The sequence below is a fragment of the Marinobacter sp. UBA2688 genome (assembly GCF_002352785.1).
In the GTDB taxonomy this organism is placed as follows: domain Bacteria; phylum Pseudomonadota; class Gammaproteobacteria; order Pseudomonadales; family Oleiphilaceae; genus Marinobacter; species Marinobacter salarius.
Genome location: NZ_DELU01000019.1, coordinates 1 through 12,241, shown reverse-complemented (window position 1 = coordinate 12,241; position 12,241 = coordinate 1). Strand labels below are relative to the sequence as shown.

Annotated in this window: 15 protein-coding genes and 1 tRNA gene; 5 read left to right on the top strand and 11 right to left on the bottom strand. The window is 55.1% G+C overall.

Annotated elements, in window-relative coordinates:
- Positions 1–280 precede the first annotated feature (280 nt).
- Positions 281–1,447 (top strand): hypothetical protein, encoded by a 1,167-nt coding sequence (locus B3M52_RS09000; RefSeq protein ID WP_286749429.1) that lies wholly within the window; start codon positions 281–283, stop codon positions 1,445–1,447.
- Between the two features lie 48 nt (positions 1,448–1,495).
- The gene (locus tag B3M52_RS08995; protein WP_075195785.1) at positions 1,496–1,825 is read left to right on the top strand and encodes a hypothetical protein; all 330 of its coding nucleotides are present in this window, start codon (positions 1,496–1,498) and stop codon (positions 1,823–1,825) included.
- Here the strand turns inward: B3M52_RS08995 and B3M52_RS08990 are convergent.
- From B3M52_RS08990 to B3M52_RS08970, 5 genes are all read right to left on the bottom strand, one after another.
- Positions 1,820–2,137: a TusE/DsrC/DsvC family sulfur relay protein gene (locus B3M52_RS08990; protein ID WP_228209703.1), complete on the bottom strand. Its 318-nt coding sequence runs from the start codon at positions 2,135–2,137 to the stop codon at positions 1,820–1,822. The two genes, B3M52_RS08995 and B3M52_RS08990, sit on opposite strands and share 6 nt — an antisense overlap.
- Positions 2,137–2,418: a sulfurtransferase complex subunit TusB gene (gene tusB, locus B3M52_RS08985; protein WP_091644655.1), complete on the bottom strand. Its 282-nt coding sequence runs from the start codon at positions 2,416–2,418 to the stop codon at positions 2,137–2,139. Before tusB ends, B3M52_RS08990 begins: the two co-directional genes overlap by 1 nt.
- A 32-nt stretch (positions 2,419–2,450) precedes the next feature.
- Positions 2,451–2,801, bottom strand: a complete 351-nt coding sequence (locus B3M52_RS08980; protein ID WP_036207456.1) for a DsrE family protein — start codon at positions 2,799–2,801, stop codon at positions 2,451–2,453.
- 7 nt (positions 2,802–2,808) lie between these two features.
- Positions 2,809–3,225 carry a sulfurtransferase complex subunit TusD gene (gene tusD / locus B3M52_RS08975; RefSeq protein WP_075195783.1) on the bottom strand — a complete coding sequence of 139 codons (417 nt, stop codon included), beginning with the start codon at positions 3,223–3,225 and terminating at the stop codon, positions 2,809–2,811.
- A gap of 115 nt (positions 3,226–3,340) precedes the next feature.
- Positions 3,341–4,036 carry a Bax inhibitor-1/YccA family protein gene (locus B3M52_RS08970; protein WP_007152095.1) on the bottom strand — a complete coding sequence of 232 codons (696 nt, stop codon included), beginning with the start codon at positions 4,034–4,036 and terminating at the stop codon, positions 3,341–3,343.
- Positions 4,037–4,255: 219 nt separating this feature from the next.
- On the opposite strand from B3M52_RS08970, the gene B3M52_RS08965 reads away from it, so the two are divergent.
- From B3M52_RS08965 to B3M52_RS08955, 3 genes are all read left to right on the top strand, one after another.
- A tRNA-Ser gene (locus B3M52_RS08965) sits at positions 4,256–4,346 on the top strand.
- A gap of 109 nt (positions 4,347–4,455) precedes the next feature.
- The gene (locus B3M52_RS08960) at positions 4,456–5,010 is read left to right on the top strand and encodes a hypothetical protein (RefSeq protein ID WP_286749427.1); all 555 of its coding nucleotides are present in this window, start codon (positions 4,456–4,458) and stop codon (positions 5,008–5,010) included.
- Positions 5,007–5,183 (top strand): hypothetical protein, encoded by a 177-nt coding sequence (locus tag B3M52_RS08955; RefSeq protein WP_286749426.1) that lies wholly within the window; start codon positions 5,007–5,009, stop codon positions 5,181–5,183. The genes B3M52_RS08960 and B3M52_RS08955 overlap by 4 nt, the downstream gene beginning before the upstream one ends.
- Before the next feature lie 64 nt (positions 5,184–5,247).
- Here B3M52_RS08955 and B3M52_RS08950 read toward each other — a convergent pair whose 3' ends face one another.
- The 6 genes from B3M52_RS08950 to B3M52_RS08925 all read right to left on the bottom strand — a co-directional run bounded on the left by B3M52_RS08950 (position 5,248) and on the right by B3M52_RS08925 (position 12,161).
- Positions 5,248–5,745, bottom strand: a complete 498-nt coding sequence (locus B3M52_RS08950) for a terminase small subunit (protein WP_286749425.1) — start codon at positions 5,743–5,745, stop codon at positions 5,248–5,250.
- A 74-nt stretch (positions 5,746–5,819) separates the two neighbouring features.
- Entirely contained in the window at positions 5,820–6,065 is a 246-nt protein-coding gene (locus tag B3M52_RS08945) for a hypothetical protein (protein WP_286749424.1), read from the bottom strand.
- 284 nt (positions 6,066–6,349) lie between these two features.
- Positions 6,350–9,106 (bottom strand): phage tail tape measure protein, encoded by a 2,757-nt coding sequence (locus B3M52_RS08940; protein WP_286749423.1) that lies wholly within the window; start codon positions 9,104–9,106, stop codon positions 6,350–6,352.
- Positions 9,107–9,116: 10 nt separating this feature from the next.
- The gene (locus tag B3M52_RS08935; protein ID WP_286749422.1) at positions 9,117–10,970 is read right to left on the bottom strand and encodes a head maturation protease, ClpP-related; all 1,854 of its coding nucleotides are present in this window, start codon (positions 10,968–10,970) and stop codon (positions 9,117–9,119) included.
- Positions 10,971–11,059: 89 nt separating this feature from the next.
- Positions 11,060–11,515, bottom strand: a complete 456-nt coding sequence (locus B3M52_RS08930) for a hypothetical protein (RefSeq protein ID WP_286749421.1) — start codon at positions 11,513–11,515, stop codon at positions 11,060–11,062.
- Positions 11,516–11,753: 238 nt separating this feature from the next.
- A complete protein-coding gene (locus B3M52_RS08925; protein WP_286749419.1) occupies positions 11,754–12,161 on the bottom strand; it encodes a hypothetical protein in 408 nt (135 codons plus the stop codon).
- Between the last annotated feature and the right edge of the window lie 80 nt (positions 12,162–12,241).

Genomic DNA, 12,241 nt, shown 5'->3' with positions numbered 1-12,241 from the left:
ATAACTCCCCCTCCTACTCGATTTTGGTGCGGGTGTTTGTCAGTCGCGGTTTGTCAGTATCAGGTTTGTGAGTGCCATGAGTGCCGCGCTATCGTCGTTGCTGTGGCGGAACGGCCAATGTTGGATAATTCGATTTACCTCATTATCCGTCACATAATCTGAATCGAACGATGGGTAAGATACCCGTCATACAAAATTACGGCGCGTCCTCATCACCGTGCCCGCCAATCACACACTGGGGTTTGTCTTGGTTGATGTAGCACTTTTCTCTGTGCCACTCATGGCAGCTATTGTCGGCTGGTTTACCAATTGGCTGGCGATTCAGATGTCATTCAACCCCATCCAGTTTGTGGGTATTGGCGTTATCGGCTGGCAGGGAGTGATTCCCCGCAAGGCCGAGAAAATGGCCCACATCTGTATTGACCGCACCTTGCAGCAGTTTGGTGATCTGAACGCCGTCTACCAGCAACTGGAACCACAACGAATTGTTGAACAGGTGATTTCCCAGGTGAATCCCCGCATGGACGAATACATTGACGAAGTGATGTATGAGATCCAACCGGTGCTCTGGGACAACCTCCCGCTGTTCATGAAGAATCGCATCTATCGGTGGGGGCGGGAACAGCTCCCGTCGAGGATAGAGTCCCTGGTGGAGGATTTCGGGGATGACCTCAATGATCTCGTTGACCTGAAGGCTTTGCTGAGCCGGGAGCTGAAAACCCATCCGGACCTGATGAACCGGATTTTCATGGAAGCGGGCTCGGTCGAGCTACGGTCGGTTATCAATCGAGGGGCGATCATTGGCGGCCTGCTGGGTGCCTTGTTGGCCCCCGCCTGGGTGCGCTACCCCGAACCATGGCTGTTGCCGGTCGGCGGCTTTGCAGTGGGGTTCCTGACCAACTGGATTGCCATCAACCTGATTTTTCGCCCGCTCAAACCCCGGCGCTTCCTGTTTTGGCGTTTGCAGGGTCTGTTCCTGCAGCGTCAGCCGGAGATCAGCGACGTATGGGCAAGGTTGGTGGCGGAGGAACTGATCACCGTTGAGAAAGTGGCTGACGCGATGATCAACGGTAACCGTGGGGATCGCACGCGGGCGATCATCCAGAAGCATCTGAGGCCACTGCTGGACAACTCGATGGTCATGAAGCTCGGCGCCCAGGTTACTGTTGGTATGACCGGGTACACGGAACTTAAAAAAGCCATGAACCATAAGGCGGTGCTGGCCACCCGTGATGTCTTCGGGGACCCGGCATTCAACCGAGAGAGGGCACCGGTGGTGGCCGGGGTGCTGGCCGGGCAGATGAAGTCGCTGGCGCCGGCTGAGTTTCAGGATATCCTGCGGCCGGCATTTCGAGAGGAAGAGATTCAGCTCATGCTGGTTGGGGGAATATTGGGTTCCCTGGCGGGTGCGCTTCAGTTTCTGATCATGAGCAACGTATTGAACTAGGCGCCTGGGACACGGTTCCCTGCGTAATGAGCTGACCAGGAGGGCAGTATGGAATTTGGATGGGCAGTCGCGATACAGGCCCTGGTAACAGGATGCGTCGTACTTTCAGTGCTGGCAGGCTTCTGGTTCGGCATTGTGCGACCACATCTTGATCGCAAGGTGGCGGAGCTTATCGACGCGTCGCGGGAGATAGAGCCCAGAGTCAGGCAGGGTGTACGGGAAGGTGTCGAAGAAACTCTTCGGGAGCTGCCGGAGAGTACGGTGAAAGAATCTACCCGCCAGTTCCTCCGGTTCGGTTCGGGACTGTTCGAAAACGGCCTCAGTAGCTTTCTGGGTGAGGTATCTGACCCCGGTCGAAAGCCCCGAAACGATTCATAGACAATTCGTCGGCCTTGGCAGGCCTGCTATGCGGCAGGCTGTTTTGGCCGGTGTACCGGGAAAGAGCTGCATCAGGTAAATGCTGTTGCCTTTCTCTTCGTTAAACGCCTCCCTGACCGCTTTTACAAATAGCCTGTTTGAAGGTGGTGATATTTCATGTTGTTTGTAAAATTCCCTCAGGAATTCGATGATTTCCCAGTGATTATCGGTTAACTCAATATTGTCGTCCGCCGCAATTTCACGGGCCACGTCAGGTGACCACGTCCAGGCGTCTTCCAGGAACCCTTCGTTGTTTCTCGTTGGAATCGTCATTACCAGCTGATCACTCTGGTTGCCTCGGTGGTCAGGGCCACCATTGTGTCAAAATCAATCGATTGTACGTCAAGTCCATCGACGGCGATGGCCCTCGCCTGCAGGTCAGGGGCCAACGCATAAACGGTACCCTTCAGCGTTGCTTCACGGTCCGCCAGGGCAAGCACACCTGATTCCGTCAGCAACAGGCCATCCTGGTCTGTGATGCTCGACAGGCACGCTACAAACGCCGGGTGATCCGGCCGTTTGTTGACGATGTGCAGGGTATGGATGGTTGCCATCAATGCGCTCTCCGGGTGTTTGGGTTGCCTGCTCAGCTCAGGTTGACCACGTGGGCATAGTGTTCGAGCAGTTCGGCACACAGATCTGTCGTGGTAATGCCCGGCATCATATTCTCTTCGTTGAGGCCGTACCGCTTACAGGCCTTGTGATCAGCCATCAGGGCGGAAACGCCAAAAATGGGCGCGGCTGACAGGTTCTTCTCCACTGATTTCTGCTGCACGGCGTCTGCTTGCTGGGCCTTGCGAAGCCAGTTAACGCCCTCTCCGGTGAACAGCAACGTCACCGGCTGGTCGAACGCGGCAAGGGAAAAGGCCATGTCCAGCGACTCACGGCCCGTCCAGTCGCAATACGGCGCGCGGCTAATGATCACCAACGTCTCCATGCCTGGCTCAACCCCCACTGTGAAAATAGATAACGCGATCAGAATGCGCCACGCTGTCAACCCACTCGCCCAAACCGGCAATGGTGAATGGTGCGGCAAGATTGCTGGCGGGCAGTTCGTAGCGCTGCTGTTCGCTCTGGTCCACAATGCCCCGCCGAAGCGCCGACGCAATACAGGCAAAGCCGGCTATGTTGTGGCTTTCCAGGAAATCATGCCACGCCCGCGACCAGTGCACCTCGTCCGAGGGTGGGCTGGTCAGTGCCGACGCCAGATGAACGCCATCACCGTAGAGGAATACCCGGTCAATTCGATGGCCGCTTGCCAGTACTGCCCTGGCGAAGGCGAGCGCTGTTTGTGGCGCCTGGGAGGAGTAGGGCGCTCCGGTAATGACCAGGGTAAAGGAGCAGGGTGTGTGCGGACTCATATGTGCCTGTTTGCCTGTTGGAGTTCAGAGTACAGTTTACCTCATGAATGAAAAAACCCCGACCGAGGTCGGGGTTCTCTGGCAGTTGCCTGTCATCTGGATGATGCCAAGGCGATCAGTCGTCGCCGCTGAACGCCATCATCAGGTGAAGCAGGCTGACGAACAGGTTGTAGATGGCCACATACAGGCCAACAGTAGCGATGATGTAGTTGCGCTCTCCGCCGTTGATGATCCGGCTGGTTTCAAACAGGATCATGATGGAAGCGAAGATGGTGAAACCAGCAGACACCGCCAGGTGCAGGATGGAGCTCTGCATGAAGAACGCCAGCAGCATCGCGCCGATCAGCACGAAGGCGCCCGCTGTCAGGAAGCTGGACAGGAAGCTGAAGTCCTTCTTGGTGATAATGGCCGTTGCCGACAGACCCACAAACGCGGTCGCTGTCAGAGCCAGGGCATTCGCGACGATCTGGGAAGCGCCCGCTGCCACCATCTGGCCGATGATCGGGCCGAGGGTGAAGCCCATGAAGCCGGTAAGGGCGAACGTGGTTACGATACCCCAGGGGCTGTTCTTCAGCTTGTAGGTCGCGAACAGAAGGCCGATGTAGCCTACGATCGTGATCAGGAAGCCGGGATGCGTGCCGTTCATGTTCAGGAACGCAGTCAGTGCGGAGAATGCCAGAGTCATTCCCAGCAGCATGTAGGTATTGCGCAGCACGTTCATGGCATCTGCGCTGATACCCGTCGCCCGACCTTTTTCTGTGGTCGAATAGGCTCCCTGGTTTTGCTGGACGCCAAATCGTCTGTCTTCCATTGTCTTCTCCGTCTGTGTGTCACAACCGTTTGAATCTAACACTCATCATAATGCCAGATACACAACTTTCAATCATTTACGACAGAAAACGGCCTCGCGGATTCCATTAAATAGAGTTAATGTTGAATCGAAAGGAAGACGATGTGGCCAGGGCGTTGACAGGAAACGGAATTCCGGTATCATGCTCCCCGCTGTCGCAATGACGGCTGTGGAGAAAACGGTGGGCTGGCAGAGCGGCTGAATGCAGCGGTCTTGAAAACCGCCGAAGGTTAGTAGCCTTCCCGGGGTTCGAATCCCTGGCCCACCGCCACTTTTCCCCATAAATCAGATACTTACCTTCCAGATTGATAGCTGGCCCACAACGAGGCCCACATACCTGATTCGCTTGTTTTCTCACAACAATCGAAGGGAATGTGACCATGAACAAATTTTCAAACCGTCTGACTGATTGCCGTTCACGCCTGCTTGACGCTGAGGCTATCCTCCATCATTTGCATAATCCTGAAAACCTGAATCATCTGCTGGAAGAATGCTCTCCAGAGGTTACGCTCGGCGCGATGATAGATAAAGCATGGGAGCTGGTATCTGAGGCCAGCGGTGACTGTGAGGCCATGACAGAGAGCTATAACCAGGGCCTGGGTGCTGAGATTGCCGAAACTGCGAACAAATTGATTGAGGCTGGCGGCGTGATAAATGCTGGCCCCAAACTCGAGGCAGAGGCAAAAGCAGAAGCTGAAAGGACTCCGAAACCGGAAAACCTGAAACCCTTCTCCGATAAGCTTGAAAAGATTGGAACAGCCAGCGCCGTTATCTCACAGCTGATGGATCGCATTTTGACTGAACGCACCTATCAGGATTGCCCTGATTGGATGGAATCTAACTTCACCCTCGGCGGTCTGGTCCAGGTCTCTGAGATCCTGGCCGACTGCATATTGGATGTAAGCTCGAGGATGGAGCAGGGGGGTCAATCATGATTGTCGATCGCAATACCTACACCGGCAGAATGTATTACGTTGCCCGCGACGAAGGCAGGGTGGGCGGAATTCCTGTTTCTCCTTTCTTCAGCATGCCATTTGAGGCAAAGCTCTGGATGCACCTGTGGGGAGATTCAAAGAAATACTGCATCGGTGTTCAGCAGTTTCTTTGATCGGAAAAGAGCCCCGGCCAGTCCGGGGCTTATGATTTACTGCGAGGTTGTCCGACAATCTCAGCTATTGATCCAGCTGCTCCATGTAATCTTCCAGAGCGTGTTCGAGCGTTTCATCCGTTCGGGCTATCGCGTTCTGTGCCTTCACCACTTGGCGTTTGATCGACTCGATGACTGCGGTTTGCAGTTCTGGATGCCGGCGCCGAATATCCAGCGGCAGGCTGTCCAATATCCCTGAAGCCTCACCGGCAATCTTTGACAACACCAGAGCGATGATTTCCACCGGGGCGGTCTTGCCCCTGGCCAGCTCGTTCTTGATTTCCTGACCTTCAGCCTGTGCGCGGGTGAGCCTGAGCCGTTCGGCTTCAATGTCGCTGTTGCTGCCTGACTGGTCCGCTTTCTCCAGCCGGTTGTCGATGACAGAGCGCACATCGTAATAGACGTGTTTGCCGATCCTGGCCACGGGCTCAACTTCCCAGCGAGAGAAGGCTGAAACAGTGATGCCAAGGCTTTTGGCCATCTGCTGCTGCGTCAGCCAGTGGCTATATGGTTTCTCAATCATAGTACAACCCACCTATAGAATTTTCATATCAAGCGAAACTCCGCGCCTCCACGCACCCACCAGCCGGCCCCCGTTCAGGAGTACCTTTTCGAAGCGTTCTCCGGCTTCACCAGCAGGTCTACACGCTCTTGTATGTGCGTCTCCAGTGCATCAGCCTCCACTTTGCTGAGCTCCTGCTGATACTCCAGAAGCAGAATCATAGTCTTTGCTGAGACGTAGAACCGGTGTAGCTGAATCATCTCATGAGTGCTTTCCAGGCTTTTGATGACTGTACCTAAAGGGTGGTTCTCGTAGCGTTTGAGCAATTCGGTAATCTGCATAGTGCCTCCAGAGGGGGAGTTAGGTTGAAAAAAGGCGGCCACGTATGACCGCCAAAAGAACGGCTAAACCATTTATGTAAAGCAGCAGACTTTTACGGATGTTCTGCCAGCATCTGCCCCGGCTGGTATGACAGGACCACAGAGCCGTTTTGTCGGGTGTCTCTGCCTGCACCAGCCCCATGCCTATAGGGCTGCAGCCTGGTTGCTGCCGTGGGCACATTGTCAGGGCCATGTGCCAGAGCCGCGCGCCTTCCCGGAGCATGAAGAGGAAACCGGGAGGGCGTTTACTGGAGTCCGAGTAACATTTCCTCGCCGTCCGCATTTACGCGAACCTGTATCTCTCGCAGAATTTCGAACATGAAAGCTTCCAGATGAGGTTGTAGGCCAGTGCCGTCCACTTTAATCAACGCATCGCCTTTTGATATCTGTCTGGTCCTGGCTTTGATTTCTTCGATTTGTGCTTTCGTCATCTTCTCCTGAAGCTCGAAAGCCTTTTCACGAAACTCATTCTCTTTGCGGATCTGGCTGGCCACGTCCAACTGATCTAAACGGCTACCTTCTCCAAGTGAACCGAATAATTCAGAAATAATGCTGCCAGTACTGTCGATTGAGGTGTTGATGCTGTCGAACGTAGCAATTACTTTTTCGGCATTGGCTTCAGCCTCGGCAATGTCCAGGGATACCTGGGCCTCAATGAATTTAATTCGCTCGTTGCTGTCGATTTTCTCAAGTTCGAGTCGGTAGCTTGCGGTTTCGTTGACCAGCTTTTCAGTCTTGGCCGCAGTATCACCAAGGGATCTCCCAGACTTAATGATGGTGCCGGACCAGCTGTTGACCTTGCCGGACGCTTTATCGTAACCGAGAACCAATGAGTCGTTGCTCTCCGCCAGCCGTTTCGTCGCCTGGCCAACATCTCCTAACGCGTCGCCGTTCTTGCTGGCTTTGTCGGTAAGCTGGTCGATGGCGTTCCCTGAGCGGGCCAGGTTGCTGTCAGTGCCGCCGATCGCATCGTTCAGCTTATTCTGCTGGTTAGCGGTATTTACAAGTTCGTTGGCGTAATCTTGCCAGGCTTTCTGGGTGTCCTCAGTGGCGGTGGCGGTGTCTTTAAGCTTGTTTGCGAGTCGGTCGTTCAGCTCCCGGAGCTCGCCGGTCTGTTTGGCAAGTTTCTTTTCTTCCTCAGTCAGCGGCTTCAACTGGTTCTTTATCTTCTCGATTTCTTCAGCGTTGAATTGTTCATAAAGCCATCCGCCAATCGAATTCCCGAAAGCCTTTTCCATCGGCTCAATAACGAATTCGTTAATCAGCGTTCCGACTCCGTAGCCGCCAGCTAGGGCCAAGCCAATCAAGCCACCTCTGCCAGCGGTGGCGGCAATTCCCTTAACGCTGTTCAGGTTGCCAATCAGCGCCTTGAAACCTTGTGCACCAGCCAGGGCGGTGAGGCCCGTTCCGATGGACTCCAGTCCGCCACCCAGGGCACCGAGGGCAGGCAGAACCGTATCAATGGCCTTTGAAAGACCGAGCAACTCCCCAACATTGCGCTTCGTGGATTCGTCCAGGTCCTCGAATTCCTCGATACCCTTGCCGATTGCCTGAAACAGTGGCTGTAGGCCATCGACTATCCCTGCCGAAATGTTCACCAGAGCGGTGAAAGCATCCACGACCCGCTGAAGGGCCTGCTCCAGGCCCTCTACGGTGTTCAAGTCGATATCACCAAAGACGTTGGTGAACGCATCCCCGAGTTCGTCGCTAAGGTCTCCGAAGGATGCCAGTAGCTGGCTCAGGTCGAGGTTTGCCAGTGCTTCAGGGAAGTTTTCAGCGATGGCCTGCATCTTCCTATCAATATCACCGGCCAGGCCTTCCAGGGCGTCCAGAATCGGAGCAAAGGCGCCATTCTCTAAACGGATTTCCGAGCCCAGGGAATTGAAAATGCTGGTAAGCGATTGAACAATGCTTCGGGTTTCGTCTGTCAGTCGACCACCAACGCCAATCAGGGCCGATTGGAGGTTGTTCACCAGTGTCTGGCTGAGCAGTCCGAGTGTGTCCGCCAGCTCTGCGGCCGCATTGGCAGAGGCGCCGGCGTTGTCATTGAACTTCACAAGGTTGTCCGCGAAGGCATCGGCAGCATTTCCGGTCAGGGCCAGTACCGGGGCCAGTGCTTCGACAGAGCCAAATAGCTTGGCGATGGTTTCCGTATTGCCGCCTGTGGCTTCTGCTACGTCACTCAGGACACCAGCAAAACCTTTGCTTTCGAGGGCGGCCGCGTTGAACTCTATGCCAAGTTCGGCAGCAATATCGGAAGCTTCCTTGGTTGGTTTCAGTAGTGCGGTAATGGCCGCACGGATGCCCGTGATTGCCTCGGGGGTGCTTGTGCCGGTTTCCGCAGTAATGGTCGCGATAGCGGCGGCCATTTCGTCAAAGCCAAGCCCCGCGGCGGAAGCAATCGGAGCCAAGCGACCGATCGAGCTTGCCAGTTCCGGAATTGTGGTTTGGCCAAGTTGGACCGCTGTAAAGAACGTGTCTGCAAATTCGCCGGCTTGGTCGGCTGATGCCCCAAAGGCATTCAGGGTGCTGACCAGGGCGGTTGTTGTGTCTCCGAGATCTGCACGGCCAGCAATAGATAGCTGCTCGGCTGCGTTGAGCAGCTCTAATGAGTCTTTGTAATCGATGCCGGCTGAAATGGCGCTGTAGGTTGCTTGCGTGATTTGATCCAGTGACGCGGTGGAGCTTTCCGAATACTGAAGAATCTGGTTCTGGAAGTCCTGCAGATTTGAGGCAGGCTGCCCAATGAGCGTTGCAATTTCACCGAATGCCGTATCAAAGTCGTCGGCAATTTTCACCGCGTAACCGGTGACACCCACGGCAGCCGCCGCAAGTGCCAGATCCAGTTTCACAATGCTATCCGTGATGTTTGCCAACGGGCCGGTGAGGTCTCCCACGCGACCCGTTAAGCTGTCTAGGTTGCGGCCAACAGAGGTGACCGCTCCGGCGGTCTTGTCTACGCCACCGAAAATTATTTCTACGGTTTTTGAGGTGTCAGCCATAACCTTCCCCTTATGCCTGTCCGACTTTAACCAGGCCGCGGTAATCCACCGGCACGCTGGCGAACTCCAGGCGGCACTTCACGGACAGGCCGTCAATTTCCCAGCCTTCGCGGGTTTCGTAGTGCGGGCGTCCGGCGCCGGCCAGGTAAGCGCGGGTGATGGTGTCCACCTGCGAGGGGCTGGCTGCTACGTACCAGTCAGTTTCTGAAACTTCATCCAGCCGGCTATCTACTACCAAAGTCAGGTTGCGGATAAACTGAGAATTGGGCGTGTCGTTTGACTTGCTCGGGTCTACAGTCGAGGCAATCAACTGCTCAGCCTGGCTTTCGTAGACAGCCGGAACAATCAGGAATGCCGGTTGCAGGTTCAGCGGTGCAGAGCTGCTCAAGCCGCGTTGTTTACGCATCATGGCCCGGACGTTTCCGAGTGCTGAGGCGGTCAATCCTGTAGATGTCGCAATGTTCTTGTGGTCGGCATGGAACAGGGCCTTGCCATCGGACAGCTTCGGATTGCTGGTCAGGGTGCTGTACACCAGATCACATTCCTTGCGGCGGGCGGCAATGCCGAAACTGCGGGGCAGGCGGCTGAAGGCGTCCAGGTCATCATTAATCATGGCCTCGTAGGTCATGGTGAAGATCTTGCCGTACTTCTCCACCTGGAAAACCATGCCATCGTCAGAGAAAGAGCCGTGCTTGTACTCGGCGCCTTCAGCGACTTTATCCAGGTCCGGGGCTTCAGACAGTTGAACCAGGCTCTGAGGCTTGAAGTCGGGAACTTCACGCTCGCCAGTCCAGATCATGTGGCTTTCGTTGGATTCCTCGTAGGCTCCGCGCAAGGCTTTCTCGGCGGTGTTTCCGAGTAGCTTCTGGAAATCGCCGGTACTGTGAGTGAATGCTTCGGCCAGGATCTGCTGCTTCGACATTAGCATGGTGCTTTTGCCGGTCAGATTCAGATGGCGGTCTGCCATTTGTATCAGGCTCAGGTTCGCCAGCTCACGGGCCCCGTCACTGGCGTTTTTCACTGGAATGCCTTTGCGCATCAGGATTGCGTCTGAGGCGTCGGCCATAAAGTTCTTCAGGTGGTCGTTCTCGTTCATGGGGATAGCTCCGGAAGATGGTTTGTGATGCTTGCCCAGCTCTGTCATCAGGTGGGCGCGTACAGCGTCGGGGGTGGTTTTGCCCTGAGCCATCAGGCTTTGAGCAGTGACGTTTTCGGCAACTCGTTCGCCTTTGAACAGGTCGAGCATGTTCTCGATTTCCTGCACGTTGGCGCGGGCCTGGCTGTGAATCTCTGCGATCTTCTCCGGCACTTGGTTGAAGATTGAGAGATCGGTTTGCGCAACCATTGCCATGGGGCTGGCAATCTCATCGATGAAGCCGATTTCAAGAGCTTCTGACGCCGTAAACCATGTTTCGCCAGCCAGCATCTCGTTCAGTCTTGCCTCTGGCATGCCGGTCTTTTTGAGGTAAGCGCTAGACATCGACGGCGTGATTTTGTCGAGCAGGTCGCCATGCTTGCGCAAGTCTTCGGCGGTGCCGTAGGTGGATCCTCTGGGCAGGTGGATCATGAACATTGCGTTTTCGGCCATGACGGTTTTACCGGCCATTGCAATGAATGAGGCTGCGCTGGCGGCCATGCCATCGATATGGCAAACAACATCCTTCAACTCAGTGAGTGCGTTGTAGATCGCCAGGGCTTGGCCAACATCACCACCTCTGGAATTGATGCGAACATGAACGGTTCTTGAGGTGTCCATTGCTTTCAGTTGATCGATGAACGGCTTTGCGGCTACGTCCTGCTCTCCAATGTCGCCATAGATATAAATCTCATTCTCGGCCAGGAGTGCTTTGATTTGTTGGGTCATGGATCGGGCTCCTTTGATGACTTGGAACCAGATTACCGGGGTGGGTAGGTGTCTGAAATACTCGGCATTTCGTCGCAATCGGGGAGGCTTTAGCAGCCGTCCCCGTTCATGATTTCGAGGGTTCTTCTCCAGCCAAGGGCCAGCTTTGAATCGCCCTCATGGTTCATGCAGATGACGCGAAGTCGAACCAGGGTCATCGTGGCCTGCCATGTATCCGGCCCTCCCAGAGATGGGACGCCATAGTTCATGGAGTGGGCGATAATCCGAGCGGTGAGGATTTTGCCGTTGTCTCTCGGCATCTGGCGGGCAGATTCACGAATCAGCCGGTTACGCTCTCGGGTGCGCCAGACGTAGCAGAGTTTATCTCGGGCCTGTCCAGGGCCAACGGAGAGCCCCAGGCTGTCATCCAGCGTTTTCATGTAGCCGGAGCGGTATTGCTTCAGTCCAATCAGAAGCCAGGCCTTCGATTCAGGAGAGAGATCCCTTTTCCCTTCCAGGTGGTCGATGAGTTCAAGGGCGGCATCGATGGGCGTGATTTGTCTCATACGCTGCCCCGGATTCGCTGGCGCGTTTTGGGGTCGCGTGCTCTTTCCCGTTGGTCAGTCGGTAGAACCATTACATGGTAAATTATAAAGGTGTACACATAGCGACTACCAAAAAGCCGAAAAAGTGCCTGACTGATACACATAGCGACTACATCAGGGGGGTAAAACCCCATTTTAGGGGGTGAGGTAGTCGATATATGACTAGATTGATACACATAGCGACTACCGATTTTAATTTTCAGGCTGCCTTGTCGAATTTCTGGAACAGGTTGCTCGGTACAATTTTCGGGTTTACGTCCAGCTTGCCTTTGCATTCGTCTATACCTCTCCAGGTTACCGCGTAGAGGGTGCAGCGGTGTCTGCCCCCGCTCCGGGTTTCTTCAATGAGTCCGGCATCCAGCAGGTCTTTCAGGGCTTTGTTCAGCGTCCCGGGAGACTTCCAGCCGCGCTCTTTCATGATTGACCATGCAGCTGTCAGGTCGCCGTTATTCTTGCCGTTGAACTGTGAGGCGATATCCACCAGCAGTTTTACCTGCCAGCCTCCCAGGCTGAGATAGGCCTCACCGCCCAACACCTCCTTTGGGATGTTCAGGAAGGGCGCAGTGCTGCGCCTCCCTGTGTGCCTTGCGCGTTTGTCGATCGCCATTGGCTTACTCCGAGAAGTCGGCCATTAGCCTGAAGGCCAGGCGGCGGCAATCCTTATGTGTCAACGCCGGTTTAAAAGTG